The following is a 26,983-nucleotide window of genomic DNA, read 5'->3' as shown; positions in this document are numbered from 1 at the left end:
GTTGCGTGCTCCTGTTTTAGATGCCCGCTTAGAGCAGAAGGCCGCGTTTGGGGGGTTTTGTTGAGGGGGTTCGCGGGTGGTTGTGGGGGTCGACTTGACACACCACTCATTTGCGCACCGCCCCAAAAGTGATGCCGCGCAGCAACTGCTTGCGTAGCAGGATGGTGAAGACCAGGATCGGCACCAGGAAGATGGTCGTGCCGGCCGCCACCGCCGGCCAGTCCTGGCCGCCTTCGCCGATGATGGTCGGGATGAAGGGCGGCGCGGTCTGCGCGGTGCCGGAGGTCAGGAGTGCGGCGAACGCATATTCGTTCCAGGCGAAGATCAGGCAGAAGATGGCGGTCGCGGCGATGCCGGTGGTCGCCTGCGGCAGCACGGTGCGCCAGAAGGCCTGCAGCCTGGTATAGCCGTCGATCATCGCCGCTTCCTCATACTCGCGCGGGATCTCGTCGATGAAGCCTTTCAGCAGCCACACCGCGAGTGACACGTTGACCGCGGTGTAGAGCAGGATCATGCCCAGCGCGGTGTCGGACAGGCCGAGCTCGCGGTACATCAGGTAGATGGGAATCGCGACCGCGATCGGCGGCATGAAGCGCGTCGACAGGATGAAGAACAGAAGGTCGTCGGCCAGCGGCACCTTGAAGCGCGAGAAACCATAGGCAGACAGCGTGCCGAGGAAGACCGCGCAGAAGGTCGAGCCGAAGGCGATTATCAGCGAATTGACGAAGCGCGGCAGGAAATTGGACGGGCCGGCAATCACCATGTTGCGCTTGCGCGAGGTCTCGTCGCAGAAACCGGTCGCGGGTCCGAGCGAGTTGATGTAGTCGGGCGTTTGCCTGGTGCGCGTCGTGAACAGGTTGCAATAGCCCTCGATGCTCGGCTGGAACAGAATCTTGGGCGGATAGGCGATCGAATCCGGCGGCGTCTTGAAGCTGGTGGCGAAGATCCACAGCAGCGGCACGATCGAGATCAGCGCGTAGAGCACGATGATCGTGCCGGCGATCCGCTTCGAATTGGCCGAGGGGGCGACGACGGAGTGGGCGGTGGTCAGGCTCATCTCTGCTTCACCTTGTTCAGCGCCTTGACGTAGATGTTGGCCAGCCCAAACACCGCGACGAACAGGATGATGGCGAAGGCCGAGGAATATCCGGTGCGCCAGCTCTCGAAGGCCTGCCGCTTCAGCGTGATCGAGGCGACCTCGGTGGTCGAGCCCGGCCCGCCACCGGTCAGCAGGTTGACCATGTCGAACATCTTGAAGTTCTCGATGCCGCGAAACAGCACCGCCAGCATGATGAAGGGCAGCGCCATGGGCAGCGTGATCGACCAGAACTGCCGCCAGTTGGACGCGCGGTCGACCTCGGCGGCTTCATAGATGTATTCGGGGATGGAGCGCAGGCCGGCGAGACAGATCAGCATGACATAGGGCGTCCACATCCAGGTGTCGACGATGATGATCGACCACGGCGCCAGCGACACGTTGGACAGCATCTGGATGTCGGTCGGTGGTATCCGGGTGACGAACGAGATGGCGTAGGCGAACAGGCCGATCTGCGGCTCGTAGAGGAAACGCCAGAAATTGCCGACCACCGCCGGCGACAGCATCATCGGCACCAGGATGATGGTCGTCCAGAAGGCGTGGCCGCGAAACTTCCTGTCGATCAGCCATGCCAGCGTGAAACCGATCAGCGTCTGCAGCAGGATCGTCCAGAACACGAAATGCGCCGTCGTCTGCATGGCGATCCAGATGTCCTGGTCGCCGAGGATGCGCTGGTAGTTGGCGAAGCCGAGGTTTTTCACCACCTCGTTCGGGCGGTTCGCGCGGAAGTTGGTGAAGGACAGGTAGATCGCCCAGAACAGCGGGAAGATGTTGATGGCCAAGAGCAACAGGATCGTCGGCGAGATGAACAGCCAGGCGAGGCCCTTGTCGCTGATCCCCCGGACCTTGCGGGCCAACGGCTCCGGGGTCGCCCGGGCAACGTTCTCCGCAGTCCGATTGAGCATGGTGAGTCCTGCTTCGGTCACGTCAAGTCTCGACACTGGAATTTATCTGAACTGCGTCCCGTGCCAAGGGCGGCACGGGACCAAGAGCATGAAGCCGAAAAGTGTGAAGCGGTTTTCGGACGACATCATGCTCTCTCTCTCTTTTTAGCCCGAGGCGGATGATTTCTGGTCGATTCGGCCTGAAAATCATCCGCCTCTGGGGTCAGGCTCGGGAGGAGCCGTTGGTCCGGTTACATCTTGCCGTCGTCCTGGAACACTTGCGTCCAGTCCTTGACCAGGCCGTCAAGCGCGTCCTTGGCCGAACCCTGGCCGGCTACGACATAGTCGTGGAAGCGCTTCTGCGACGCCTGCAGCAGCGGTGCGTAGCTCGGCTCGGCCCAGAAGTCCTTCACGATCGCCATCGAGTCGAGGAAGGTCTGCGCATAAGGCTGGCTGGACGGGAAGGCCGGGTCCTTGACCACCGCGTTCAGGCAGGAATAGCCGCCGAGCGACCACCATTTGGCCTGCACATCCTTGTTGGCGAACCACTTGATGTATTTCAGCGCCGATTCCTGCTTGTCTGAATAGGACACCACCGAAATGCCCTGGCCGCCGAGCTGCGCGAACTGGGCGCCGCCGGGACCCTTCGGATTGACGAAGTAGCCGATCTTGTCGCCGCCGACATTCTCGTCCTTCTGCAGGCCGGGCCAGGTGAAGGCGAAGTTCATGTGCATGGCCACCTGACCGGATTTGAAGGCGTCGACGCCTTCGCCCATATAGCTGTTCGAGGCACCCGGAGGCGTGCAGCAATCGTAGAGCGACTTGTAGAACTCCAGGCCTTTGACCGCGTCTGGCGAATTGACGAAGCCTTCCATCTCGTAGGGCTTCTTCGGGTTTTCATACTGGAAGCCGAAGCTGTAGAGCACGTCCATGGCGCCCATGGTGATGCCCTCCGAGCCGCGCTCGGTGTAGATAGAGGCGCCATAGACGGTCTTGCCGTCTATCTCGCGCTTCTGGAAGAACTCGGCGACCTGCTTCAGTTGGTCGAAGGTGGTCGGCGGGCCGAGATCCCAGCCAAATTTTTCCTTGAATTCCTTCTGCAGCTCCGGCTTGGAGAACCAATCCTTGCGGTAGGTCCAGCCGACGACGTCGCCCATGGCCGGCAGCGCCCAGTAATTCGGCGTGTTCTTCGGCCATTCGGAATAGCCGACGACTGTTGCCGGCACGAAGTCGTCCATGCTGATCTTCTCCTTGTCGAAGAAGTCGTTCAGCTTGACGTAGTGGCCGTTCTCGGCCGAGCCGCCGATCCACTGGCTGTCGCCGATGATCAGGTCGCACAGTTTGCCGTGCGAGTTGAGCTCGTTGAGGAAGCGGTCGGCATAGTTGGTCCACGGCACGAATTCGAATTTCATGCCGATGCCGGTTTCCTTGGTAAAATCCTTGGACAGTTCGACCAGCGCGTTTGCCGGATCCCAGGCGGCCCAGCAAAGCGTCAGGTCTTCAGCGTGCGCCGCGTTCGAGACGGCTGTCGACGCGGTAATCGCCGAGGCCAGCCCCAACGCCAGTTTCGAGCTCGATTTCATGTCTTCCTCCCATTTGCGAAACGCGCCCGGATGGCCGTTTCAAGAACCCCTTAACCCTCGCTCCTCCGAGGGGCTAAACACGGCGCGCTATGCGTCGCTAGGGCGGCGCGGTGCGCCGCAGATGTTTAGTAATTTGTTTAGTGATGCAATTTTTACTAAACAAGGCAAGCGAATTCGTCGCTGCGCCGCAACATGGCGAAACGGCGATTGAAATCGTTGGGAAATGATTGCCGGACGGCTCGCCCGGAAGTTGCTACCCGGGGTCGCCTACAATTTTCGTCTGCGGCGTCACCGGCCGGACAGGGGGCGCGGGCGGCAGCAGCGCGCGGATGTCGGCGAAGGGAAATGTCGGCTCGAATCGGAAGGCCTCGGCCAGAGAGCCGGGAACGCTGTTGCATTGCCCGGCGCGAAACTCATTCTGGACGCGCGCTCTGTCGACATATTGCTCCGGCCACTGCGACTGGTGCGCGCGGATCGCCCGCGTCTTGATATCGGCGTGGGCGGAAATGTCGACATAATGCGTCGGTGAGAATCCAGTGCCGCCCATCGTGTCGGCATGCAGCACCGGAGCGGTGAAGGATGCCGCGATGCGCACGCCGTCAGACAAAGCGCGATGGTCGGCGTGATAGTCGTTGGGGGCATGCGTGATCACCAGATTCGCCGCTGTCTCGCGTATCAGCGCTTTCAGCGAAGCGATCAGTGCCGCATCGGCCACCAGTTCGCCGTCGGGAAAGTCGAGAAAGCGAAGGGTTGCGCCGAGCAGCGCCGCAGCGGTCGCCGCCTCGTCGCGGCGGACACGAGCCAGAACGCTCGGGTCGCCCATGCCGCCCTTGGCGCCATCCGTGGCCACGGCAAAAGTCAGTTCTGCGCCTTGCGTGGCATAGGCAGCCAGCGTACCGAACATGAATATCTCGATGTCGTCGGGATGCGCGCCGAGCGCCAATACCTTCACTGCACTCTCCCCGGAAATGGAAAAACGTGACGAACGGAATCCTGCTCGCCCTCATCGCCTATGCAAGCTATTCGTGCAGCGATGCCGTTATCAAGAGCCTTGGCGGACAGTTCACCGTCTTCGAGATCGGCTTCTTCATCACGCTGTTTGCCGGCTGCTTCCTGTTTTTCAGCCGCCCAGTCGATGAGCGCTGGCGCGACTTCTGGCGCACCGGGCGGCCATGGGCGGTGCAGGCCCGCGCCTGGGCCGGCATCGCCTCGGGCGTGCTCAGCGTCTACGCCTTCACCACCATTCCGCTGGCCGAGACCTATGCACTGATCTTCCTGGCGCCGCTTTGCGTTACCATTCTCTCGACCGTCATCCTGAAAGAAAAGGTCGGTCCATGGCGCTGGCTGGCGGTGGTTGCCGGCTTTGCAGGTGTCATGCTGGTGGTGCGGCCAGGTTTTCGCGAGTTGCATCTCGGACACCTTGCCGCCTTCACGGTGGCCTTCCTCGCCGCGGCCAGCGTCATCCTGATGCGGTCGCTCGCCCAGCAGGAAAAGCGCACCACCATGCTCGGCGTGCTCATCGGTTACGGGCTGCTGTTCAACGGGGCCGGCACCATCGCCACATCGTTCACCCTCCCCAACGCCATGCAACTGCTGTGGCTGGTGCTGGGCGGCGCCTTTACCGCCGGCGGCCAATTGCTGCAGCTGCTGGCCGCCAAATACGCGCCGGCCAACCGCATCGCGCCGACGCATTATTCGCAGATCGCCTGGGCGGTCATCCTCGGCGCGCTGTTCTTCCAGGAGTATCCGGACTGGATATCGCTGGTCGGCCTTGCCGTCGTCGGCGCGTCCGGCCTGCTCACCATGGTGCGCGAGGAGGTGCGGCTGGGCACGGTGCGCTGGAACCCGTTTTCACGCACAAGGCTTTGAGCCGTTGCACGGTTGTGGTGACCGCTGATATGCGGACGCAATGACGACGAGATCCTTGCCGGAGCTTCCGGTATCCGCCGTGCTGCCGGCCCTGAGCGAGGCGCTCGGCTCCGGCAACAGCGCCGTCCTGGTGGCGCCGCCCGGCGCCGGCAAGACGACGCTGGTGCCGCTGGCGCTGCTCGATGCGCCCTGGCTGGTCGCCGGCAAGATCGTCCTGCTCGAACCGCGCCGGCTCGCCGCCCGCGCCGCCGCCCGCCGCATGGCCGAATTGCTTGATGAAGAGCCCGGCGCCACTGTCGGCTATGCCATGCGCATGGAAAACCGCACATCGGCCCGGACAAAAATCCTGGTCGTCACCGAAGGCGTCCTGGCGCGCATGATCCTAGACGATCCCGAGCTGCCCGGCGTCTCGGCGGTGATTTTCGACGAATTCCACGAGCGCTCGCTCGACGGCGATTTCGGCCTGGCGCTGGCGCTCGACGTGCAGGGCGCGCTGCGGCCGGATTTGCGGCTGCTGGTGATGTCGGCAACGCTCGATGGCGCGCGCGTCGCGAAACTCCTGTCCGGCGCCCCGGTGATCGAAAGCCAAGGCCGTGCGTTCCCCGTCGATGTCAGATACGACGAGCGGCCAGCCGGCGTTCCCATCGAAGACGCCATGGCCAAGGCGATCCGCTCCGCTCTTGCCGGCGAGAGCGGCAGCGTGCTCGCCTTCCTGCCCGGTCAGCGCGAGATCGAGCGCACGGCCGAGCGGCTGCAGAGCCGCCTCGGCGCCGACACCGACATCGTGCCGCTCTACGGTCAGCTCGACAACAGGGCGCAGGATGCCGCCATCAAACCGCCGCTGCCGGGCCGCCGCAAGGTGGTGCTGGCGACGTCGATCGCCGAGACCTCGATCACCATCGACGGCGTGCGCGTCGTCATCGATTCCGGCCTGTCGCGGCTGCCGCGCTACGAACCGGCGAGCGGCCTGACCCGGCTGGAGACGGTGCGCGTTTCCAGGGCGTCCGCCGATCAGCGCGCCGGCCGCGCCGGGCGTACACAGCCAGGCGTCGCCATCCGCCTGTGGCGGGCCGAGCAGACGGCGGCCCTTCCCGCCTTCACCCCACCCGAGATTCTCGAAGCCGACCTGTCCGGCCTACTGCTCGATTGCGCCGCCTTCGGCGTCGCCGATCCCGCAAGCCTGTCCTTCCTCGATCCGCCGCCCATTCCCGCGCTCAACGAGGCGCGGGCGCTGCTCCTGGCGCTGCACGCCATCGATGCGGCCGGCCGGCTGACGGAGGCGGGCGGCGCGATGCGCAAGCTGGCGCTGCCCGTGCGGCTCGCACACATGGTCGCTGAAGCCGCTGGCGGCGGCCACGCGCTCGAGGCTGCGATGCTAGCCGTCCTGCTCACCGAGCGTGGTCTCGGCGGCGACGGCGCCGACCTCGAACGGCGCTTGATGCGCTTCCGCACCGAAAAGTCACCGCGCGCCGTTGCGGCAAGGCAGCTTGCCGGGCGATTGGCGAAGGAGGCGGGCGGCCCCAAGAGCAGCGAAACCGCTTCTGCCGGTCTTCTCCTCATCCACGCCTGGCCGGACCGTGTCGCCAGAGCGCGCGGCGAGCGCGGGCGTTTCGTGCTCGCCAACGGCTCCGGCGCCATGCTCGAAGCCGCCGATCCGCTGGCCGGTGAGACCTGGCTGGTCGTCGCCGATCTGCAAGGCAAGGCGCAAAACGCCCGTATAACCGCCGCGGCCGCGGTCCACGAGACCGACATCCGTGCCGCTCTCGCCGACAGGATCGAGACGCGCCGCGAGACAAGCTTCGACCGCGAGCGGCGCGCGGTGCGCGTGCGCGAGACCGCCAGGCTCGGCGCCATCACTTTGTCGGAGCGCATGCTGCCCGCACCAACTGGAACAGACGCCGACCGCGCCATCCTGGATGCCTTGCGCGAGCACGGCCTGTCGCTGCTGGAATGGGGCAAGGACGGCGAGACGCTGCGCCAACGGCTCGGCTGGCTGCATCGCGGCCTCGGCGCGCCTTGGCCCGATGTTTCGGAACCCGCCCTGCTCGAAGGCCTCGACGACTGGCTGCTGCCGTTCCTTTCGGGCAAGGCATCCTTCGCCGCGATCGATCCCGGCGTGCTGTCGTCAGGCCTGATGGCGCTGGTGCCGCACGAATTGCAGCGCAAGGTCGGCACACTGGCGCCGACCCATTTCGACGCGCCCTCCGGCAGCCATGTGCCGATCCGCTATGACGGCGAATGGCCGGTGCTGGCCATCCGCGTGCAGGAACTGTTCGGCCTTGACCGCCATCCGGCAATCGCCAACGGCACCGTGCCGCTGACGCTCGAGCTGTTGTCGCCGGCGCACCGGCCGATCCAGACGACGCGCGACCTGCCCGGCTTCTGGCGCGGCTCCTGGGCCGATGTGCGCACCGACATGCGCGGCCGCTATCCCCGCCATGTCTGGCCGGAAAATCCGCTGCTCGCTGCGGCCACCGCCCGCGCCAAACCGCGAGGGACCTAGCGCTCGTCCTTTCCCGGCTATAATCCTTGGCCATGATCAACATCGTGCACGCGCCAGACTTCCAGCAAAGCCAGCGGCTGCGCCTCAACACGCTGATCCGGCTGCGCTGGCTGGCCATCGTCGGCCAGAGCCTGGCGGTGCTGGTCGTCGCCTATGGGCTCAAATTCCCGCTGCCGGTCAGCCTCTGCTTCGCGCTGGTCGCCTGCTCGGCCTGGCTTAACCTGGTGCTGACCTTCCGCTATCCGGCAGCGCACCGGCTGACCCCGTTCTCAGCCTTTTTCATCCTGACCTTCGACAGCCTGCAGCTTGCCGGCCTGCTCTATTTGACTGGCGGCCTCACCAACCCGTTCTCGGTGCTGATGACCGTGCCCGTCGTCATCTCGGCGGCGTCGCTGCCGCTGCGGCTGACTGCGGTGCTCGGCGCGCTGGTCATGGCGGCGGCCACGTTGCTGGTCTTCTTCCACCAGCCGCTGCCATGGTATGAGGGCGCGCCGCTGCCCATGCCGTTCATCTATGTCGCCGGCATATGGATGGCGGTGTTTTCCTCGATCGCCTTCACCGCCATCTATGCCTTCCGCGTCGCCGAGGAAGCCCGCCTGCTCGCCAATGCGCTTGCCGCCACCGAACTGGTGTTGCAGCGCGAGCAGCATCTGTCGGCGCTCGATGGCCTCGCCGCCGCCGCCGCGCACGAACTCGGCACGCCGCTCGCCACCATCGCCCTTGTCTCCAAGGAAATGGAGAAGGCGCTGGGTAACGATCCGAAATATGGTGAGGATGTGAAGCTGTTGCGGTCGCAGAGCGAGCGCTGCCGCGAGATCCTGAAGCGGCTGACCAGCCTGTCCTCCGAGGGTGAGGCGCATCTGTCGCGTCTGCCGCTGACCTCGCTGGTCGAGGAGGTGACGGCGCCGCACCGCGATTTCGGCATCTCGATCAAGCTTCGGCCGGGCGAGCGCGTCGGCCCCGAACCGGTGGGACGACGCAACCCCGGCGTCATCTACGGCCTCGGCAATCTGGTCGAGAACGCCGTCGACTTCGCCCGCAACAGTGTGACGGTGCGATGGAGCTGGGACGAACTCGACGTCACCTTCTCGATCATCGATGACGGGCCGGGCTTTCCGCCCGAAATCATCGACCGCATCGGCGAGCCCTATATGTCGACGCGCCAGGGCAACGAGGCCGGCGGTGGCCTGGGTCTCGGGCTGTTCATAGCCAAGACCTTGCTCGAACGCTCCGGCGCCACGCTCGATTTCCGCAATTCGAGCGGACTGGGCGAAGGCGCCATCGTGCAGATATCGTGGCCCCGCACCGTCTTCCTCAACCCGGAATCGGTGGGGATCTCGATGTTCGACACCGCGTAAAAGCCTTGGCGGAGGCGGCAAAATTGGACAATGGCGTTCAGGAACTATATCTGCGTAAAATTAAGGCAGCAGGATTTTTTAAGATAATGACTGGCGAAGAAGCAATTGGCGCAATGGTTGAAGGCGAGGACACCTCGCTGCTCATCGTTGACGACGACAAGCCGTTCCTGACGCGGCTGGCCCGCGCCATGGAAACCAGGGGTTTCGTGGTCGAGACGGCCGAGAGCGTCGAGGAGGCGGTGGCCAAGGCGCGCGCCCACCCGCCGGCCTATGCGGTGGTCGACATGCGGCTTGGCGACGGCAACGGCCTCGACGTCGTCGCCGCCATCCGCGAGAAGCGCGACGATGCCCGCACCGTCATCCTCACCGGCTACGGCAACATCGCCACCGCGGTGACCGCGGTGAAGCTCGGCGCCATCGACTATCTGTCGAAGCCGGCTGACGCCGACGACGTGTTTGCAGCGCTCACCCGCACCGCCGGCGAGCGCGCCGCCCCCCCGGAAAATCCGATGTCGGCCGACCGCGTGCGCTGGGAACACATCCAGCGCGTCTACGAAATGTGCGACCGCAACGTGTCGGAAACCGCGCGCCGGCTCAACATGCATCGCCGCACGCTGCAGCGCATACTCGCCAAGCGCGCACCACGCTGAGGTTCCGGCGCCGGCCGCCAATTGCCGAACCTCAGCGCTGCCCCTCACCTGCCTGCCGGCATCCTCTCCCCGTATAGAGACGGGGAGAGGGGCGCTCTCATCGCCGGTTTCGCCAATCGCCGGCGTTGCAGGAGACGACGGCGAGGCTGAAGCTGCCTCTTTCTCCCCGTCGCTATGTGGGGAGTTGAGGAATGGTCCGCGAAGCGGACGAAAAGCCAACTGCTTGGCTTTTCGAATGACGAGCGTCCGGCAGGACAATGAGGGGCGGCGCCAACGCTGGAAACAGTTGCGCTTGCCGTGCCATCGACCTTTGCCCATCATCGGCAATAACGCCGCCGGAAAACCCGGCAACGGAGCACAGATGCGCGACAAGCAGCCGAAATCCATCCTTCGCGAATTCCTCGACGGCGAGGCGGCGGGCGGCATCATCCTGATGGTTGCGGCAGCCCTTGCGCTGATCGTCGCCAATTCACCATTGGCCGAAACCTATTTCGCCGCTCTCCACGCCTATCTCGGCCCGCTCAGCGTGTCGCACTGGATCAATGATGGGCTGATGGCGGTGTTCTTCCTGCTGGTCGGCCTCGAGATCAAGCGCGAGATGCTCGACGGTCAGCTCTCGACCTGGCCGCGCCGCGTGCTGCCGGGCGTCGCCGCCGCCGGCGGCATGCTGGTTCCCGCACTCGTCTATGTCGCCATCAACCGCAACAACGCCGCCGCGCTCTCCGGCTGGGCGATCCCGACCGCCACCGACATCGCCTTTGCGCTCGGCGTACTGTCGCTGCTCGGCAACCGCGTGCCGGCGTCGCTCAAGATCTTTCTCACCGCGCTCGCCATCATCGACGATCTCGGCGCCGTCATCATCATCGCCATCTTCTACACAAGCGGCCTGTCGCTGGCCTATCTCGGTGCGGCCTTCGCCGTCATCGCGGTACTCATCGTGCTCAACCGCATGCGGGTGACGAGGCTGACGCCTTACCTCGTGCTCGGCGCCGTGCTGTGGGTGCTCGTGCTGAAATCGGGTGTGCATGCGACGCTGGCCGGCGTGGCGCTGGCGCTCACCATTCCGCTGAAAACTTCTCCCGGCAGCGGGCACGATCTCGACCATTCGCCGCTGCACCGGTTGGAGCACGGCCTGCACAAGATCGTGCCGTTCTTCGTCATCCCGATCTTCGGCTTTGCCAATGCCGGCGTGTCGCTGGCCGGCCTCAGCGCCTCTGCCCTGGTCGAGCCGCTGACGCTCGGCGTTGCCGCCGGCCTGGTGCTGGGCAAGCTGGCCGGCGTCTTCGGCTCCTCGGCGCTGGCGATCCGGCTCGGCTTCGCCGACCTGCCGGTCAATGCCGGCTGGCTGCACATGATCGGCATTTCGCTGCTCTGCGGCATCGGCTTCACCATGAGCCTGTTCATCGGCCTGCTCGCCTTCGCCAACGACATGGCGCTGCAGGACGCCGTCAAGGTCGGCATCCTGGCGGGGTCCTTCGTTGCAGCGCTGCTGGGTGCCGCCGTGCTCCTGATGGCGCCGGCGGCAGGGGTGGAGGAGGTGGTGGAGTAGGTGTTCTTGGGTTCCTCGCCCCCGCAAAGCGGGGCGAGGAACTTGAGCTTCGTCTACTCGCTCTCTCCCGCCAGCGCCGGCACCGCCACACCCGCCAGTTCCGCCGCCAGCAGCCGCGCCGCACCCGCCCGTGCGATGCGCAGCATCAGCGCCTTGCGCGTTGCCGCCGCCATCCGGTGCTCGGGCGCATCGCGCAGAATCTCGGCGCCGTAGCCGTCGGAGAGGATGAAGCCGCATTCCTCGGGGAAGATCTCCGATGGCACGCCCGGATGGGTGGCGAAGAAGAAGCGGTCGGAGTGCAGCCGGTAGTCAGGCCATTTGCGGTCGACGCGGAAATCCTCGATCGAGGATTTGACCTCGATGATCCAGATATCGCCCTGCCGGGTCAGCGCCACAAGGTCGGCGCGCCGCCCGGTGGCCAGCGACAGTTCGGGCAGCACATGCATGCCCATTTGCATCAACAGCCTCTGCACGCCGCGCCGCACCAGCATGGCGCGTTCGGACTGGCGGCCGTCGATGAGGGGATTGAGGGGAATCGGCGAAATGATCGGCATGGCACCCACCATGCCAGATTTTGTTCACGGTTTGAACCCTGTGTGACCATGGCGATCGTATGGTTGACAAACCCATAGGCGAATTTTCTCTCGCAATGATAAGAAGCACGGTCCTTGGCACGAGGGGAGACACCATGGGGTTTTTGGGATTCATCAACCGGCTTTTCCCCGCGACCGAAGAGTTGCGCCGGTACTCAGCGATCGCGGGTCCCTATTCATTCATGTTTCTGGTGAAGCGCATCTCAGCCGAAAACCGGAAATTCGTACGCTTCCGCCTCAGCCATATGGGAGCGGTCCAGGATAGTTACACATTCAGCGTCGAGGAGTTCGGTTCCCTCGTTGATGCCGTCCTGAAGACAAAGGCAGAGCTAGATGACCCACTGCTCACGAGCGCTACCCAGCCGTAGGGGAATGGCGGCAATTATACGGTTGACAGAACTGAGGCTACGACTTGATCCGAGCGCCTTCCGCGATCGCACCATATCTGTATCGGCGCAGTCTGGTATTGATCCGCAGCGGCCCTATGTCGTGCCGATCGACTTCCGTTCTTAGCTATAAGGCGGCCGGACTAAAGTCTTGCGTCGTGAGCGCAAAGGTCTGATGTAACCGCTTTGGTTCCGTTCTTGTCCCTTGGACGTTCCCGTATTTTAGTCAGTCGAGATACTACCTATATGGCCGAAGCCGGCCTGTTCTCGAGCAGCGCAGCCCCCGCAATGTCATCCAAAATCGGGCAATCCGGCCGGTCGTCGCCATGGCAGGCCTGGATCAGCGTCTGCAAGGTCGTGCGCATCGATTGCAGCTCGCGCACCTTTTCCTCGATGGCGCTCACATGGGCGGCGGCAATCTCGCGCACATCGTGGCTGGCGCGGCTGCGATCGCGGTAGAGCGCCATCAACTGGCGGCAATCGTCGATTGAAAAGCCGAGGTTGCGAGCGCGGCGCAGGAAGGCCAGCCGATGAATGTCGTCGCTGGAATAATCGCGATAGCCATTGCCGGCGCGCGCCGGGGCGATCAGGCCGATCTCTTCATAGTAGCGGATGGTCTTGGCCGGCAGGCCGGACCGCGCCGCGGCGTCGCCTACATTCATTGTGATTCCTCGATGTGGTTCCCTGATTCTAGGCTATCCGACAGGACCGACCATTGTTTTTCCTTCACAATCCCGTGAGTCCTGTTGCCGAAATGCCATAGTTGACGGCTTACCGGCACGTAAGCTCCTGCATATAGGCATCGCGCGCTTGGCAAGCAAAGCAAATGCCAGCATGAATGATTTCAGGAAAAGCGGCCGTAACGTGTCGCGACATCTTGGCGGGGCATCGGACCATTTCATGCGCATGAAGTCATTTGCAATCGTCGCCGCACTTGCGTTGTCGGCCGCGATCTCGGGTTGCAGCACGATCGGCTCGCAGCTGTTCACCAACAACTACGGTTCGGTGAACGATGCAGGCTACCAACTGCCGCGCATCCCGATCGAGAGGGTGCCGCTGAAGTACCACCGGCAAGAGGTAAACTACGACACCTCGGAAAAGCCGGGCACCATTGTCGTCGATACTCAGAACAAGTTTCTCTACTTCGTCGAAGGCGACGGCCGGGCGATCCGCTACGGGATCGGCGTCGGCCGCGAAGGCTTTGAATGGCACGGCACCGCCCATATCGCGCTGAAGCGCGAATGGCCTACCTGGACGCCGCCGCGGCAGATGATCCAGCGCCAGCCGGAGCTAGCGAAGTTCGCGAGCGGCATGGAGCCGGGCCTGAAGAACCCGCTCGGCGCGCGCGCCATGTATCTGTTCAACAAGGGCGGTGATATGGGCTACCGCCTGCACGGCAGTCCGGAATGGAATTCGATCGGCAAGGCGATGTCGTCAGGCTGCATCCGGCTGATGAACCAGGACATCATCGACCTCTACGACCGCACGTCGGTCGGCGCCAAGGTCATCGTGATGTAGGACCATGATCCGGAACCGAGGTCCACGAAAGCGAAAAGTGGAACCGGTTTTCGGGAAGATCATGGTCAAAGTAGGCGTTACCCTTCGTACGCGGACCGTCTAGGCAACAACGGACGTCCAAAACAGAAAACCGGGCAATCTGGCCCGGTTTTTTGTTGCTCGCTCGAATGCGTGAAGGGGTCTTAGGAGACCTGCTCGACCTGCTGTACTTCCGGCACGAAGTGGCGGAGCAGGTTCTGGATGCCGTGCTTCAGCGTCGCCGTCGAGGACGGGCAGCCGGCGCAGGCGCCCTTCATGTGCAGGAACACGGTGCCGTTCTCGAAGCCGCGGAAGGTGATGTCGCCGCCATCCTGGGCAACCGCCGGGCGCACCCTGGTGTCGAGCAATTCCTTGATGGTGATGACCAGTTGCTCATCGGCCTTGTCGTAGAATTCGCCGGTCTGGCTGGTCTCGGCGGCGGGGCCGGCGTTGACCATGACGGGCGCGCCCGACATGAAATGCTCCATGATGGCGCCCAGGATCGCCGGCTTCAGGTGCTGCCAGTCCGGGCCGTCCTTGGTCACGGTGATGAAGTCATAGCCGAAGAAGACGCCGGTCACGCCGGGGATCTCGAACAGGCGGCCGGCCAGCGGCGAGGCGCTGGCTGCACTGTCGGCGTCGCGGAAATCGGCGGTGCCTTCGACAAGCACTTCCTTGCCGGGCAGGAACTTCAGCGTTGCCGGGTTCGGCGTCGATTCGGTCTGGATGAACATGGCCGTCTCCGTGCCCCAGTCGGGCAGCTAGTTTGGAATAGTTCTAAATAGGCTCAATCGGCTGTACATTCAAGCGAAACGCATCGCTCAAAATGGCTGGCTGGCGGAATGTTTTTGCTGGCTGGGAAGGAATCCCGCGCGGGCTATAAATCCAGGATCGTGATGTTATCCGAACCGCTTCACACTTTCCCGCATCACTCTCTACGCGAGGCTGTCGATCTCCTCGTCGGAAAGGTTCTGCGGCACCACCGTGACGGGAATAGGGAAGGCGGCGCCCTTGCCGGCAACAGCCCCGACCAGCGGCCCGGGTCCTTCCTTGCCGGCACCTGCCGCCAGCACCAGGATGGCGATGTCCTGGTCTTCCTCGATCAGCTTGTGGATCTCTTCGGTCGGCTTGCCTTCGCGCACCACCATCTCGGGCTCGATGCCGAGCTTCTGGCGCACCTTGTTGGCGTAGCCGTCGAGTGCCGCGCGCGCCGTGGCGTTGGCTTCCTCGCGCATGATCTTCTCGACGCCCAGCCAGTGCTGAAAGTCGTCCGGTGTGATGATGTAGAGCAGCACCAGCGTGCCGCTGGTGCTCTGCGCCCGCTTGGAGGCGTAGGCGACGGCGCGCTCGCACTCGGGCGTGTCGTCGATGATCGTCAGGAATTTCCTGCGATGGCCGGCTTCGCGACTGAGGCGTTTGGAGACCATGTCTATCTACTCGATGTTTCGGCCGCAATCTGCCACCGCGACAGACCGGCGGCAAGCCGCCGGCCTTGGGCCAGAATGGTGCGGTGCACTGACGGTAGGATCAGCCCTGCAACAGGCCGATAATGTCGCGTACCGTCTTCATGGTGGTCCCAGCCAGCGCGCCGGCGCGTTCGCCGCCGTCTCTCAGCACCGCGTCGACATAGGCGCGGTCTCCCTCGATACGGCGCATCTCGCCGGCGATCGGCGCCAGTTTTTCCACGGCAAGGTCGGCGAGCGCCGGCTTGAACACGGAAAACTGCTGGCCGCCGAATTCCTTCAGCACGTCCGCCTTCGACATCTCGGCCAGCCCGGCATAGATGCCGACCAGGTTTTCCGCTTCCGGGCGGCTTTCCAGTCCGTCGGCTTCGCTTGGCAACGCTTCCGGGTCGGTCTTGGCCTTGCGGATCTTCTTCGAGATGGTGTCGGCATCGTCGGTCAAATTGATGCGCGACAGGTCGGACGGGTCCGACTTCGACATTTTCTTCGAACCGTCGCGCAGGCTCATGATGCGCGCCGCCGGCCCGCCGATCACCGGTTCGGTTATCGGGAAGAACCCGTTTACCGTCTCTTCGCCAACCTGCATCTCGACGCCGACGCCAAGACTGGCGATGCGGCTCGAAAAATCATTATTGAACTTTTGCGCGATGTCGCGGGTCAGCTCCAGATGCTGCTTTTGGTCCTCGCCCACCGGCACATGGGTGGCGCGGTAGAGCAGGATGTCGGCGGCCATCAGCGAGGGATAGGCAAGCAGGCCCAGCGAGGCGTTCTCGCGGTCCTTGCCGGCCTTGTCCTTGAACTGCGTCATCTTGTTCATCCAGCCGATGCGCGCCACGCAATTGAAGATCCAGGCAAGCTCGGCATGCTGCATCACCCGCGACTGGTTGAAGACGATGTGCTTCTTCGGGTCGATGCCCGAGGCGAGGAAGGCGGCGGTGATCGAGCGGGTCTGGTCTGCGAGGTCATCATGGACGAGTTGTGCCGTCAGCGAATGCAGGTCGACGACGCAATAGATGCAGTCTGACGTGTCCTGAAGCGCAACGAATTTCTTTATGGCGCCGAGATAGTTGCCGAGATGCAGATTGCCGGTCGGCTGTACCCCGGAAAAGACGAGCTGTTTGAAGGCGGTCATGATGTCCTCATGGCTTGTGGAGGGCCGTATAAGCGTGATTCCGAAAAGTTGCAGACTTTTCGGAGCCAATCACGCGGCTGGAAACCACGCGCGGCGAAAGTCTTGCGACGGCGCGCTTATGGACGAAGGGGCGGAGAGGATCAAGACCGGTGTTGCTGTTAGCTCGCCCGGACTATTCGTCCAGATCGGCGTTTGGCGCTGGCGCCGCTGCCTTGCCCGAGCCGCGTTTCACATTGCGCCGGATCATGCCGAAATCGGCGCCGCCGGTGGCAAAGGCCGTGATGAAGTAGAGCAGAGCGCCGCCGGCTACCAGCGCCAGCAGCGTCGTTGCCTTGATCACCAGTGGCGAGCCGGGGCCGAGCCTGACGGCCAGCCAGTGCTCGGCGAAATAGAGCGCCATCGCCATCACCGCAGCCGACAGCACCAGGCGCGGAATGCGCTTCAGCAATGGCACGTCGCGGCCCCAATGGCCACGTCGGATCAGCACCGCAAGCAGCATCACCGCGTTGACCCAGCCGGCGACGGCCGAGGCCACCGCAATGCCGGGCGCGCCCATTTTCGGGAACAGCGTCAGCGCGGTGATCACGTTCACGCCGACCGAGATGGCGGCGAACATCATCGGCGTGCGCGTGTCCTCGCGGGCGAAATAGCCGGGAGTGAAGGCCTTGATCAGCACGAAGGCCGGCAGGCCGAGGCCGAAAATCGCCAGGATCGCGGCCACGGTCGGCGTCGAGCCGTTGGCGGCGAAGGCGCCGCGCTCATAGACCAGCCGCACGATCGGCTCCGCCATTACCCAAAGGGCCGCCGCCGCCGGCAAGGTCATGAACAGGGTGAACTCGACCGAGCGGTTCTGCAGATTGGCTGCCTCGACCAGATTGCCCGATTTCAGCGCCCGCGACAGCTCCGGCAACAGCACGATGGCCACCGCGACGCCGACGACGCCGAGCGGCAGCTGGTAGATGCGGTCGGCGTAAGCAAGCGACGACACGGCGCTGTCCTGCGCCGACGCGATCGCCGTGCCGATCAGCTGGTTGATCTGGGTGATGCCGCCGGTGATCGCCGCCGGCAGCGCCAGGATCAGCAGGCGCTTGACGTTGGGCGTCATCTTCGGCCGGCGAAAACCGATGGCGATGCCGGCATTGCGCACAGCCACCCAGACAATGGCGAGCTGTACCAGCCCCGCCGCCAGCACGCCCCAGGACAGGCTGAAACCAACCTCACGGGCATCCATGCCGTGGTACCAGGCGTAGCCGAGCACGCTAATCAGGATGATGTTGAGGAATGCGGGCGCCACGGCAGCCGCGAAATAGCGGCGCAGCGAATTCAGCATGCCGGCCATCATGGCTGCGAGCGACATGCAGATGAGATACGGGAACATGATCGTCGCCAGCAGGACGGTCGTCTCGAATTTGCCCGGCGTGTCGGCAAAGCCCGGCGCCACGAGATAGCGCACGATCAGCGGCATCGCCAATTCCATGACGATGGTCAGCGCCAGAAGTGCGGTGAACAGGACGCCGAACACTTCCTCCGAAAAGCGCTTGGCGCCGTCGGTGCCGTGAGTCTCGATCTCCTTGGCAAACAGCGGCACGAAAGCGGCGTTGAAGGCGCCTTCGGCAAACAGCCGGCGAAACGTGTTGGGAAACTGAAAGGCGGCGTTGAAGGCGTCCGCCACCGGCCCGGTGCCGAGTGCGGCCGCCATCAGCATTTCGCGGCCAAAGCCAAGGGCGCGGCTCATCAGCGTGCCGGACGCAACCGTGGCGAATTTCTTGACGAGGCTCATGCGCGGGGAGATTGCCTGGATGATTGGGACAAAGGGGGTGATTGGGACAAAGTGATGGTCACTCGGCCGCCGCCTTGGCCTTGCCGCCGCGCTCTGGGACAACGCCTTCAAGCGCCGCGATCAGCCTGGCGTGGATGGTGGCGGTGCGTGCCGGGTTGTCGATCTTCTGCCCCGTAAGGTCGGTGACATAGAAAGTGTCGATCACCTTCTCGCCGAAGGTGGTGATGTGAGCCGAGGCGATGTCGAGCGAGAGATCGGACAACGCACTGGTGATTTCCGACAACAGCCCAGGCCGGTCCAGTCCCTCGACCTCGATCACCGAAAACCGGTTCGACAGCGTGTTGCGGATTTCGGCGCGCGGCGGAATCTTGAACACCTTGGCGCCGCGCCGCGGCCGGGTGCGCTTCTCGATCATCTCCGGCAGCCAGCTCTTGCCCGACAGCACGTCCTCGATCAGCCGGCCGACGCGCTCGGCGCGACGGCGCTCATCCTCATCGCGGTCGAATTCCCGTGAGATCAGGATGATGTCCAGCGCGCGGCCGTCGGACGTGGTGAAGATCTGCGCGTCGACGATGTTGCCGCCGGCTCCCGCGCAGGCGCCGGCAATGACCGAAAGCAGGCGCGGATGATCCTGCGCCAGCACGGTGATCTCGGTCACCGCCTCGAATTGGTGGGTCCTGACCACGGTGGCGAGCTTCTTGCCTGCCGCGTCGGCTTCGCGGATGAATTCTGCATGGCGCAGCTGATCGGGGAGGTCGACCGTCAGCAGATAGTTCCCGTAGTGCAGGCCGACATAGCGCTTGCGGGCCTTGTCCGGCCAATCGGCCAGCGCCTCGGCCAGCCGCTCGCGCGCCGCCGCCGTCCGCTTGGCGCGCGACACTTCCGAGAAGCCGCCGGTCAAAAGCAGTTCGGTCTCGTAGTATAGCGTGCGCAGGAGCTGGCCCTTCCAGCCGTTCCACACGCCCGGCCCGACACCCCTGATGTCGCAGACAGTCAGGATCAACAGCATTTTCAGCCGCTCGACCGATTGCACGATCGAGGCGAAATCCTCGATCGTCTTGCGGTCGTTGAGGTCGCGCGTCTGCGCCGTCATCGACATCACCAGATGGTTCTCGACCAGCCAGGCGACGGTCTCGGTGTCGGCGGCCGACAGCCCCATATGCGGGCAGATGCGGCGTGCGATCCGGGCGCCGGCCTCTGAGTGATCCTCCGGCCGGCCCTTGGCGATGTCGTGCAGCAGCACCGCGACATAGAGTGCCTCGCGGCTCTTCTCTAGCCCCGGCATCAGCGTGTGCGACAGCGGATGCACCTTTTCGCCGTCGCCGCGCTCGATCTCGGCCAAGACGCCGATGCAGCGGATCAGGTGCTCGTCCACCGTATAGTGGTGGTACATCGAGAACTGCATCATGGCGACTATTCTGCCGAAATCGGGGATCAGCCTGCCGAGCAGGCCGGCCTCGTTCATGCGCCGCAAATTAAGCTCGGCATTGCGGTCCGAGGTCAGGATGTCGAGGAACAGCCGGTTGGCCTCCTCGTCGCGCCGCAGCGACTTGTTGACCAGACCGAGCGAGCGGGTGAGCAGCTTCAGCGCATCGGGATGGAACTCCAGCCCGTGCTTGTCGGCGAACCAGAACAGCCTGAGCAGATTGACCGGGTCGCGCTCGAACACGCTGTCGTCGGCGACGTTGATGCGGTGATTGTCGACAATGAAGTCCGACGTGCCTGCCAGCTTGCGCTTGCGGCGCTGGAAGGTGAGGAAGATGCGGTTGAAGCCGGGCACATGCTTGGCCTGCTCTTCCTCGAGCGCGGCGCAGAAGATGCGGGTGAGGTCGCCGACATCCTTGGCGACGAGGAAGTAATGCTTCATGAAGCGCTCGACCGCCGACAGACCGGGATGGGTGGTGTAGCCCAGCCGTTCGGCGATCTCGCGCTGGATATCGAAATGCAGCCGTTCCTCTGGCTTGCCGGTGAGGAAATGCATGTGGCAGCGCACCGCCCACAGGAAGTCTTCGGCCTTCTGGAATTCGCGGTACTCGGCCTCGGTGAAGACACCTTTCTCGACCAATTCCTCGCCGGTGCGCACGCGATAGAAGTATTTGGCGATCCAGAACAGCGTCTGCAAATCGCGCAGGCCGCCCTTGCCGTCCTTGACGTTGGGCTCGACCAGATAGCGGCTTTCGCCGGCCTTGGCATGGCGATCGTCGCGTTCGGCGAGCTTGGCCTGCACATATTCCGGTCCGGTGGTGCGCACCACTTCATGGTCGAAGCGAGCGAGCAATTCGTCGAAGAGCTTCTGTTCGCCCCACAGGAACCGCGCTTCCAGGATCGTGGTGCGGATGGTGATATCGCTGCGCGACAGCCTGAGACACTCGTCGATGTTGCGGGTGGCGTGGCCAACCTTCAACCCGAGGTCCCACAGCATATAGAGCATATATTCGACGATCTGTTCGCCCCACGGCGTCTGCTTGTAGGGCAGCAGGAACAACAGGTCGATGTCGGAGCCCGGCGCCAGCGTGCCGCGGCCATAGCCGCCGACGGCAACGACCGCCATGCGCTCTGCGGTCGAGGGGCTTTTCACCCGGTAGACGTGGGTCGCGGCGAACTCGTAGAGGGCGCGGATGATCTCGTCCATCAGATGCGACAGCCGGGCGGCGCATGCCGTGCCGCTGCCATCGTCCATCAGCATGCGCTCGGCAACCTTGCGGCCCTCGGTCAGCCGATCCTTCAGCAGCCGGAGCGCACCGACGCGCGCGCCGGGCTCGGCGCCGCTGGCCGCCGAGATCAGCGCCGTCATGTCGCGGCGCAAAGCCTCGCTGTCGATCAGCGCGTCGAGCTTGAGGGAGATTTTTGCCATGGATTGCCGGTGGGCCTCGCCTTTGCGCGGCGTCTATAGCGCGTTTTCACGGCGCTGTGTATGGGGCGGACGGACGCGTCGGCCGCGATACCAGAAAGGGATGATCATCTCGCGCCGGAGCCGGAAGAGATCGGCGATCTGCCGCGTCAACCGCCTGGTCTCGATCCTTACCTTGGCGGTGATTGGCCTGGGGCGCCGTTTACCTATCCCGCTTGCCACCCATTCCTCTGTTCGCTCCTGCTTGAGCAGGCTTGGCAATCTCACCGGACTGTCGCCGAGGAATTGTGCCTGCAGGCACAATGCTGGGACGAGTTGGTAAATGACCTTGTCGGACGAGGTAGCAAAACGCGGATTGAAGATGAGGTGATCGACGGGAATGCTGATCTCATTCGTTGCCGCAAGAAGGTCCCGCGCGGCCTGTCTGGACAGGATGTATCCCGCCGTACCGATATGGAGCCCGTGCAGTCTGCTCGCAGAAAAACCGTGGCCGCAGGCAACTTGCTTGCGTGAAATTACGGTCCGGTTGAAGAACGTTTCCAACTTGACGATGTCCGCATCGGCGGGAATCCAGCCCGCATCGGCAAGCAAAGCGCCGGCTTTGTCCGGGAAAACGACATCGTCCTCGAAAATCGCCGCGTAAGCATCCTCACCTGCAGCGATCGTCGACCAACACTGTTGGTGGCTGAGCAGGCAGGCAATCTCGGCGTCGGCCAGGCGCAAATGCTTCTTGCCCTGCGGCATTTCGGCCAGATCCGGCCGATCTCGCGCATCGATGGCGGCGACCCGCTCGAAGGCGATGCCGATGCGCGCGAACTCCGCCGTTACATGGGCGAGGCGATCGCGGGACCGATCGAGATTGATAATCAGGCATTTCATTTGGGTGGGATCGATGCAGTGGGACGCGCGTCCATAGCATGGGAACAAAGTTGCGTAAGCGATTTTCCCTCGATGTGCGCGATGACGGCCACGATCGAAAAGTGGAAATCGCCCCTTGACCTTCCAGTTACTGGAAGCACTACCTCCTCACCCAGACAGATATAAGGCACTTTTCGATGGCGCATTCCGAGCATCACCACCACGCGCACGCGGCCGATGGCAACTGCTGTACGGCAAAGGCTGCTGAGCCGGCCGCCGAAGCAGTGGTGCGCGATCCGGTCTGCGGCATGAGCGTCGATCCGGCAGCCGGTAAGCCGACGGCCGAGCATGGCGGCCGTCTCTTTCACTTCTGCAGCGAGGGTTGCCGTACGAAATTCGTCGCCGGGCCCGAAAAATACCTGACCGCCACCGACCCCGTCTGTGGCATGAGTGTCGACCGCGCTACCGCCAGGCATTTTTTCCGCCACGAAGGCCAGGGTTTCTATTTCTGCTCGGCCGGCTGCCGGGCGAAGTTCGAGGCCGAGCCGCAAAACTATCTCGGTGACAGGCCGACGCCGTCGCCAGTGCGGAAAGGCACGCAATACACCTGCCCGATGCATCCCGAAGTGATAAGAGACAAGCCCGGCTCCTGCCCGATCTGCGGCATGGCGCTTGAGCCGATAGGCGTTCCCACTGGCGATGAGGGCCCGAACCCCGAACTGGTAGACTTCACCAGACGGTTCTGGGTCAGCGCGGTGCTGTCCCTCCCGCTGCTGATCGTTGCCATGGCGCCGATGCTCGGCCTGACGTTCCAGGCGTTTGTCGACGGGCGAACGATGGTCTGGCTGGAATTGGCGCTGGCCAGCCCGGTGGTGCTGTGGGCGGCCTTCCCCTTCTTCCACCGCGGCTGGGAGTCGCTGGTCAACCGCAGCCCCAACATGTGGACGCTGATTTCGCTGGGTGTGGGTGCGGCCTACCTCTACAGCGTCGTCGCCGCACTGTTTCCGGACATCTTTCCGCATCAGTTCCGTGGCCATGGCGGCACAGTGCCGGTCTATTTCGAGGCAGCCGCCGTTATCGTCGCGCTGGTATTCCTCGGTCAGGTCCTCGAATTGCGGGCGCGCGAGAAGACCGGCTCGGCCATCCGTGCGCTGCTCGACCTGGCGCCGAAGACGGCACGGCTGATCGGGGAGGACGGCTCCGAGACCGACGTGCCGCTCGATGCGGTCAAGACCGGCGACCACCTGCGCCTCCGTCCGGGCGACGCCGTGCCGGTCGACGGCATTGTAACGGAAGGCCGTTCCTCCATCGACGAATCGATGATCTCGGGCGAGCCGCTGCCGGTCGAAAAAACGAAAGGCGATGCCTTGACCGGCGGCACGCTCAACAAGAACGGTTCGCTGATCATGCGCGCCGAAAAGGTCGGCTCCGAAACGACGCTTTCGCGCATCGTCGAGCTGGTCGCAAAGGCGCAGCGTTCGCGCGCGCCGATTCAAGGTTTAGCCGATCGCGTCTCCTTCTACTTCGTGCCGGCCGTCGTGCTGGTCGCGCTCGCGGCCTTTGCCGCCTGGGCGATCTTCGGTCCCGAACCCAGCTTGATCTTTGCCATCGTCTCGGCGGTGTCGGTGCTGATCATCGCCTGCCCCTGCGCGCTCGGCCTGGCGACGCCGATGTCGATCATGACCGCCACCGGGCGCGGGGCGCACGCGGGCGTGCTGATCAAGGAGGCGGGCGCGCTCGAGCGCTTCGCTTCGGTCGACACGTTGATCGTCGACAAGACCGGCACATTGACCGAAGGCAAGCCTCGCTTGACCGATGTCGTCGCTGCCGAAGGCCTGTCTGAGAATGAATTGCTGGCGCTCGCCGCCGGCCTGGAAAAAGGCTCGGAGCATCCGCTGGCCGAGGCCATTGTCGGCGGCGCCGGCGAACGCGGCCTGACGCTCGTTGAGGCCGGCGGCTTCGACGCGGTCACCGGCAAGGGCGTATCCGGCACGGTGTCTGGCAGGAAGGTTTCGCTCGGCAACGCCGCCATGATGGCCGATGTAGGCATCGACACCGCTTCCCTGTCGGCCAGGGCCGAGGCGCTGCAGGCAGAAGGCAAGACGGCGATGTTCGTTGCGGTGGACAAAAGACTGGCCGGCATTGTCGCGGTCGCCGATCCGGTCAAGGCAACGACAGCCGAGGCGATCAGGGCGCTGCACGACAGAGGGTTGCGGATCATCATGGCGACCGGCGACAATGAACGCACGGCGCGTGCCATCGCCAAAAGCCTTGGCATTGACGAGGTGCGCGCCGGCCTGCTGCCGGAACAAAAGGCCGCCCTTGTCGAGGAGTTGCGTGCGAAAGGTGCGGGCGTCGCCATGGCCGGCGACGGCGTCAACGATGCGCCGGCCTTGGCCAGCGCCGATGTCGGCATCGCCATGGGCACCGGCGCCGATGTCGCTGTCGAGAGCGCCGGCATTACGCTGGTCAAGGGCGATCTCAACGGCATCGTCAGGGCGCGAACGCTCGCCCAGGGGACTATCCGCAACATCCGCCAGAATCTGTTTTTCGCCTTCCTCTACAATGTGCTTGGCGTGCCGGTTGCTGCCGGCGTGCTCTATCCGCTCACCGGCACGCTTTTGTCGCCGATGCTGGCGGCGGCGGCCATGAGCCTGTCTTCGGTTTCGGTCATCGCCAACGCATTGCGGCTGCGGACGTTGAAACTCTGAGCAAAGCCCCCAGATACGAATTTCAATCAACAGGAGATCATGGATGACCTTGGCTAAGAAAATCGTGCTTTTGATGATGGCGGCGGGAATGCTGCTTGCCGTTTTCCTCGAAAGCGTCCCGGCGCAATCCGAAGAGATGAAACACGACATGGGCGCGATGGGGGCGCAAGGTCCTTCGACCGACGGCTACAAGGCGGCGATGGACAAGATGCACACCGACATGATGATCGAATATTCCGGCAATGCCGATGTCGATTTCGTGCGCGGCATGATCCCGCATCATCGGGGCGCGATCGACATGGCCAAGGTGGAACTCGCCAATGGCAAGGATCCCGAAATCCGCAAGCTGGCCGAAGATGTCATCGCCGCGCAGGAAGCCGAGATCGCCAAGATGCAGGCTTGGCTCGCCGCCCATCCGGCGAAGTAAGGCAGCAACCGGCCATGCCGGAGAGATCGATTCTGGATTTCTCTCCGTGGTTGTGATGCCATTCACATCGATTACACGGCGCCAGGAGCCTACATGCCATCGACGATAAGAGCCACCACGCTGCCTTCGGGCGAGGCCGTCCAGGTGCTGGGACAGGGCACATGGAAGATGGGCGAAGATTCCCGCCGCCGCGCCGGGGAGGTCAATGCCCTGAAGCTCGGGCTGGACCTCGGCATGACGTTGATCGACACCGCCGAAATGTATGCCAGCGGCGGCGCCGAGGAGGTGGTGGCGGAAGCCATTGCCGGGCGCCGCGACGAACTCTTTCTTGTCTCCAAGGTATTGCCGTCCAATGCCTCGCGCGCCGGCGTGGCGCGGGCCTGCGAAAACAGCTTGAAGCGCCTGCGCACCGACCGCATCGATCTCTATCTCCTGCACTGGCCGGGCAGTGTGCCTCTATCTGAAACCGTCGAGGCGTTCGAGGCGCTGAAGGAGGCCGGCAAGATACGCCACTGGGGTGTCAGCAATTTCGACACCGACGAGATGGAGGAGTTGACCGGCCTGTCGTCTGGCGATCATGTCCAGACCAACCAGGTGCTCTACAATCTGTCGCGGCGCGGCCCCGAATTCGATCTCGCGCCATGGAGCCGGCAGCGCGGCGTCCCGCTGATGGCCTATTCGCCGGTCGAGCAGGGCGCGCTGGCGCGCAATTCCAGGCTGGAAACCATCGCCGCCCGCCACAACGCCACGGCAGCACAGATCGCGCTTGCCTGGGTGATGGCGCAGCCCGGTGTCATCGCCATCCCGAAGGCCAGCAGCCAGGAGCACGTCCGCCAGAATGTCGCCGCGCACGATATCAGGCTGACGGCCGAAGACCTCGCCGAACTCGACCGCGCCTTTCCACCGCCGACGCGCAAACGCGGCCTGGAGATGATCTAGATTGGAACGGGTTTCGACCGGGTATCATCATACGGCGTATAGAGTCGGAGCCATGACGGTCACGTCGCTGCGCGACGGTTACGTCGACATGCCAATCAAGCGGCTGCGCCAGCCCGGAGACCGGACATTCGGTGACAACCTGCCCTCGCATGTACCGCTCGTCGACGGTGCGCTCAGGCTGTCGGTCAACGCCTTCGCCATCGATGACGGCGACGACATCACGCTGATCGACACAGGGGCTTCGAACGCCTGGCACCCGACAATGGGGCACCTGCCCGAGGCGCTGCGCGAGGCGAAGATCGCCACCGACCGGATTCGGACTGTTGCTTTCACCCACACCCATCTCGACCATATACACGGGCTCATCCTTGCCGATGGTGGCGACGGCTTCCCGCAGCTCTCTCGCCTGCTTGTCCCGCGCGCTGAGCTCGGCATGTTTCGCGACGTGGCGAGGCTGGAACGCTTCCACGATCGCGCCCAGCCTCTCGATGCTGGACAGCGCGTCAGCGCTGACATCGATACGATCGGCTCCGCTGGCCATGAAGCCGGCCACACTTGCTTTCGCGTTGTGAGCGCAGGCGAAACACTGTTGATCTGGGGCGACATCGTACATGTGCCGTCGCTTCAATTCGATCGACCCGAGATCACGTGGGAATTCGACGCAGACCAGCAGCAGGCGAGGGCAAGCCGGTTGCAAATGCTGGCGCTTGCGGCCAACAACGACTGCTACGTCGCCGGCGCGCATCTTGATTCGCCCGGCGTCGGCCGGGTTTTTCGAACCGAGACGGCTTTCCGCTTCGAGCCCTTGTAGCACT

The 26,983-nt window shown here is 63.9% G+C and carries 23 protein-coding genes; 11 read left to right on the top strand and 12 right to left on the bottom strand.

Going from position 1 to position 26,983, the window contains the following annotated elements:
- Window positions 1-106: 106 nt before the first annotated feature.
- From NKJ78_RS09980 to NKJ78_RS09965, 4 genes are all read right to left on the bottom strand, one after another.
- A complete protein-coding gene (locus NKJ78_RS09980) occupies window positions 107-1,057 on the bottom strand; it encodes a carbohydrate ABC transporter permease (protein WP_023694180.1) in 951 nt (316 codons plus the stop codon).
- Complete coding sequence (locus tag NKJ78_RS09975; RefSeq protein WP_031198535.1) at window positions 1,054-2,001, bottom strand: carbohydrate ABC transporter permease; 948 nt, start codon at window positions 1,999-2,001, stop codon at window positions 1,054-1,056. The genes NKJ78_RS09980 and NKJ78_RS09975 overlap by 4 nt, the downstream gene beginning before the upstream one ends.
- Window positions 2,002-2,231: 230 nt before the next feature.
- The gene (locus NKJ78_RS09970) at window positions 2,232-3,563 is read right to left on the bottom strand and encodes an ABC transporter substrate-binding protein (protein WP_023738112.1); all 1,332 of its coding nucleotides are present in this window, start codon (window positions 3,561-3,563) and stop codon (window positions 2,232-2,234) included.
- 253 nt (window positions 3,564-3,816) lie between these two features.
- The gene (locus NKJ78_RS09965; RefSeq protein ID WP_023738113.1) at window positions 3,817-4,515 is read right to left on the bottom strand and encodes a PIG-L deacetylase family protein; all 699 of its coding nucleotides are present in this window, start codon (window positions 4,513-4,515) and stop codon (window positions 3,817-3,819) included.
- Window positions 4,516-4,541: 26 nt separating this feature from the next.
- Between NKJ78_RS09965 and NKJ78_RS09960 the strand changes: the two genes are divergently transcribed.
- The 5 genes from NKJ78_RS09960 (at window position 4,542) to nhaA (ending at window position 11,492) form a co-directional block, all read left to right on the top strand.
- Window positions 4,542-5,432, top strand: a complete 891-nt coding sequence (locus NKJ78_RS09960; protein WP_023738114.1) for a DMT family transporter — start codon at window positions 4,542-4,544, stop codon at window positions 5,430-5,432.
- Between the two features lie 40 nt (window positions 5,433-5,472).
- A complete protein-coding gene (hrpB, locus tag NKJ78_RS09955; protein WP_023738115.1) occupies window positions 5,473-7,935 on the top strand; it encodes an ATP-dependent helicase HrpB in 2,463 nt (820 codons plus the stop codon).
- A 32-nt stretch (window positions 7,936-7,967) separates the two neighbouring features.
- A complete protein-coding gene (locus tag NKJ78_RS09950) occupies window positions 7,968-9,293 on the top strand; it encodes an ActS/PrrB/RegB family redox-sensitive histidine kinase (RefSeq protein WP_023738116.1) in 1,326 nt (441 codons plus the stop codon).
- Window positions 9,294-9,379: 86 nt separating this feature from the next.
- Window positions 9,380-9,943 (top strand): ActR/PrrA/RegA family redox response regulator transcription factor, encoded by a 564-nt coding sequence (locus NKJ78_RS09945; protein ID WP_023672848.1) that lies wholly within the window; start codon window positions 9,380-9,382, stop codon window positions 9,941-9,943.
- 361 nt (window positions 9,944-10,304) lie between these two features.
- Entirely contained in the window at window positions 10,305-11,492 is a 1,188-nt protein-coding gene (gene nhaA / locus NKJ78_RS09940; protein WP_023732524.1) for a Na+/H+ antiporter NhaA, read from the top strand.
- 53 nt (window positions 11,493-11,545) lie between these two features.
- Here the strand turns inward: nhaA and NKJ78_RS09935 are convergent, their stop codons facing one another.
- On the bottom strand, window positions 11,546-12,046 hold the full coding sequence (locus tag NKJ78_RS09935; RefSeq protein WP_023692665.1) for an MmcB family DNA repair protein: 501 nt from the start codon (window positions 12,044-12,046) through the stop codon (window positions 11,546-11,548).
- 59 nt (window positions 12,047-12,105) lie between these two features.
- On the opposite strand from NKJ78_RS09935, the gene NKJ78_RS09930 reads away from it, so the two are divergent.
- Window positions 12,106-12,453, top strand: coding sequence for a hypothetical protein (locus NKJ78_RS09930; RefSeq protein ID WP_023738117.1), 348 nt, complete (start codon window positions 12,106-12,108; stop codon window positions 12,451-12,453).
- Between the two features lie 260 nt (window positions 12,454-12,713).
- On the opposite strand, the gene cueR is transcribed toward NKJ78_RS09930, so the two are convergent.
- Complete coding sequence (cueR, locus tag NKJ78_RS09925) at window positions 12,714-13,133, bottom strand: Cu(I)-responsive transcriptional regulator (protein ID WP_023703112.1); 420 nt, start codon at window positions 13,131-13,133, stop codon at window positions 12,714-12,716.
- A gap of 238 nt (window positions 13,134-13,371) precedes the next feature.
- Between cueR and NKJ78_RS09920 the strand changes: the two genes are divergently transcribed.
- Complete coding sequence (locus NKJ78_RS09920) at window positions 13,372-13,989, top strand: L,D-transpeptidase (protein ID WP_023692663.1); 618 nt, start codon at window positions 13,372-13,374, stop codon at window positions 13,987-13,989.
- Between the two features lie 182 nt (window positions 13,990-14,171).
- On the opposite strand, the gene NKJ78_RS09915 is transcribed toward NKJ78_RS09920, so the two are convergent.
- The 6 genes from NKJ78_RS09915 to NKJ78_RS09890 all read right to left on the bottom strand — a co-directional run bounded on the left by NKJ78_RS09915 (window position 14,172) and on the right by NKJ78_RS09890 (window position 22,112).
- Complete coding sequence (locus NKJ78_RS09915) at window positions 14,172-14,741, bottom strand: NifU family protein (protein ID WP_023685140.1); 570 nt, start codon at window positions 14,739-14,741, stop codon at window positions 14,172-14,174.
- 201 nt (window positions 14,742-14,942) lie between these two features.
- The gene (locus NKJ78_RS09910; RefSeq protein WP_023672856.1) at window positions 14,943-15,434 is read right to left on the bottom strand and encodes a universal stress protein; all 492 of its coding nucleotides are present in this window, start codon (window positions 15,432-15,434) and stop codon (window positions 14,943-14,945) included.
- Window positions 15,435-15,534: 100 nt separating this feature from the next.
- Window positions 15,535-16,602: a tryptophan--tRNA ligase gene (trpS, locus tag NKJ78_RS09905; RefSeq protein WP_023738118.1), complete on the bottom strand. Its 1,068-nt coding sequence runs from the start codon at window positions 16,600-16,602 to the stop codon at window positions 15,535-15,537.
- Between the two features lie 172 nt (window positions 16,603-16,774).
- Window positions 16,775-18,382 carry a murein biosynthesis integral membrane protein MurJ gene (murJ, locus tag NKJ78_RS09900; RefSeq protein ID WP_352459263.1) on the bottom strand — a complete coding sequence of 536 codons (1,608 nt, stop codon included), beginning with the start codon at window positions 18,380-18,382 and terminating at the stop codon, window positions 16,775-16,777.
- Between the two features lie 58 nt (window positions 18,383-18,440).
- Window positions 18,441-21,236: a [protein-PII] uridylyltransferase gene (locus NKJ78_RS09895; protein ID WP_023738120.1), complete on the bottom strand. Its 2,796-nt coding sequence runs from the start codon at window positions 21,234-21,236 to the stop codon at window positions 18,441-18,443.
- A 33-nt stretch (window positions 21,237-21,269) separates the two neighbouring features.
- Window positions 21,270-22,112, bottom strand: a complete 843-nt coding sequence (locus tag NKJ78_RS09890) for a glycosyltransferase family 25 protein (RefSeq protein WP_023690024.1) — start codon at window positions 22,110-22,112, stop codon at window positions 21,270-21,272.
- Between the two features lie 176 nt (window positions 22,113-22,288).
- Here NKJ78_RS09890 and NKJ78_RS09885 point away from each other — a divergent pair, with 176 nt between their 5' ends.
- The 4 genes from NKJ78_RS09885 (at window position 22,289) to NKJ78_RS09870 (ending at window position 26,979) form a co-directional block, all read left to right on the top strand.
- Entirely contained in the window at window positions 22,289-24,802 is a 2,514-nt protein-coding gene (locus NKJ78_RS09885) for a heavy metal translocating P-type ATPase (RefSeq protein ID WP_352459262.1), read from the top strand.
- A gap of 43 nt (window positions 24,803-24,845) precedes the next feature.
- On the top strand, window positions 24,846-25,229 hold the full coding sequence (copM, locus tag NKJ78_RS09880; RefSeq protein WP_023685134.1) for a CopM family metallochaperone: 384 nt from the start codon (window positions 24,846-24,848) through the stop codon (window positions 25,227-25,229).
- A gap of 93 nt (window positions 25,230-25,322) precedes the next feature.
- Window positions 25,323-26,168, top strand: a complete 846-nt coding sequence (locus tag NKJ78_RS09875; RefSeq protein WP_023715573.1) for an aldo/keto reductase — start codon at window positions 25,323-25,325, stop codon at window positions 26,166-26,168.
- A 52-nt stretch (window positions 26,169-26,220) separates the two neighbouring features.
- A complete protein-coding gene (locus tag NKJ78_RS09870) occupies window positions 26,221-26,979 on the top strand; it encodes an MBL fold metallo-hydrolase (RefSeq protein ID WP_352459261.1) in 759 nt (252 codons plus the stop codon).
- Window positions 26,980-26,983: the final 4 nt, after the last annotated feature.

The sequence above is a fragment of the Mesorhizobium sp. M0037 genome, assembly GCF_040323635.1.
In the GTDB taxonomy this organism is placed as follows: Bacteria; Pseudomonadota; Alphaproteobacteria; order Rhizobiales; family Rhizobiaceae; genus Mesorhizobium.
Note: the sequence above shows the minus strand (reverse complement) of the source record. Positions and strands in the feature narration are given on the sequence as shown.

What these genes read in the sequence shown, in the direction of transcription:
- NKJ78_RS09980 (WP_023694180.1), bottom strand. Translation starts at nt 1,057, where the DNA reads ATGAGCCTGACCACCGCCCACTCCGTCGTCGCCCCCTCGGCCAATTCG.
- NKJ78_RS09975 (WP_031198535.1), bottom strand. Translation starts at nt 2,001, where the DNA reads ATGCTCAATCGGACTGCGGAGAACGTTGCCCGGGCGACCCCGGAGCCG.
- NKJ78_RS09970 (WP_023738112.1), bottom strand. Translation starts at nt 3,563, where the DNA reads ATGAAATCGAGCTCGAAACTGGCGTTGGGGCTGGCCTCGGCGATTACC.
- hrpB (WP_023738115.1), top strand. Translation starts at nt 5,473, where the DNA reads ATGACGACGAGATCCTTGCCGGAGCTTCCGGTATCCGCCGTGCTGCCG.
- NKJ78_RS09950 (WP_023738116.1), top strand. Translation starts at nt 7,968, where the DNA reads ATGATCAACATCGTGCACGCGCCAGACTTCCAGCAAAGCCAGCGGCTG.
- NKJ78_RS09945 (WP_023672848.1), top strand. Translation starts at nt 9,380, where the DNA reads ATGACTGGCGAAGAAGCAATTGGCGCAATGGTTGAAGGCGAGGACACC.
- nhaA (WP_023732524.1), top strand. Translation starts at nt 10,305, where the DNA reads ATGCGCGACAAGCAGCCGAAATCCATCCTTCGCGAATTCCTCGACGGC.
- NKJ78_RS09935 (WP_023692665.1), bottom strand. Translation starts at nt 12,046, where the DNA reads ATGCCGATCATTTCGCCGATTCCCCTCAATCCCCTCATCGACGGCCGC.
- NKJ78_RS09930 (WP_023738117.1), top strand. Translation starts at nt 12,106, where the DNA reads ATGGTTGACAAACCCATAGGCGAATTTTCTCTCGCAATGATAAGAAGC.
- cueR (WP_023703112.1), bottom strand. Translation starts at nt 13,133, where the DNA reads ATGAATGTAGGCGACGCCGCGGCGCGGTCCGGCCTGCCGGCCAAGACC.
- NKJ78_RS09920 (WP_023692663.1), top strand. Translation starts at nt 13,372, where the DNA reads ATGCGCATGAAGTCATTTGCAATCGTCGCCGCACTTGCGTTGTCGGCC.
- NKJ78_RS09915 (WP_023685140.1), bottom strand. Translation starts at nt 14,741, where the DNA reads ATGTTCATCCAGACCGAATCGACGCCGAACCCGGCAACGCTGAAGTTC.
- NKJ78_RS09910 (WP_023672856.1), bottom strand. Translation starts at nt 15,434, where the DNA reads ATGGTCTCCAAACGCCTCAGTCGCGAAGCCGGCCATCGCAGGAAATTC.
- trpS (WP_023738118.1), bottom strand. Translation starts at nt 16,602, where the DNA reads ATGACCGCCTTCAAACAGCTCGTCTTTTCCGGGGTACAGCCGACCGGC.
- murJ (WP_352459263.1), bottom strand. Translation starts at nt 18,382, where the DNA reads ATGAGCCTCGTCAAGAAATTCGCCACGGTTGCGTCCGGCACGCTGATG.
- NKJ78_RS09895 (WP_023738120.1), bottom strand. Translation starts at nt 21,236, where the DNA reads ATGGCAAAAATCTCCCTCAAGCTCGACGCGCTGATCGACAGCGAGGCT.
- NKJ78_RS09890 (WP_023690024.1), bottom strand. Translation starts at nt 22,112, where the DNA reads ATGAAATGCCTGATTATCAATCTCGATCGGTCCCGCGATCGCCTCGCC.
- NKJ78_RS09885 (WP_352459262.1), top strand. Translation starts at nt 22,289, where the DNA reads ATGGCGCATTCCGAGCATCACCACCACGCGCACGCGGCCGATGGCAAC.
- copM (WP_023685134.1), top strand. Translation starts at nt 24,846, where the DNA reads ATGACCTTGGCTAAGAAAATCGTGCTTTTGATGATGGCGGCGGGAATG.
- NKJ78_RS09875 (WP_023715573.1), top strand. Translation starts at nt 25,323, where the DNA reads ATGCCATCGACGATAAGAGCCACCACGCTGCCTTCGGGCGAGGCCGTC.
- NKJ78_RS09870 (WP_352459261.1), top strand. Translation starts at nt 26,221, where the DNA reads ATGACGGTCACGTCGCTGCGCGACGGTTACGTCGACATGCCAATCAAG.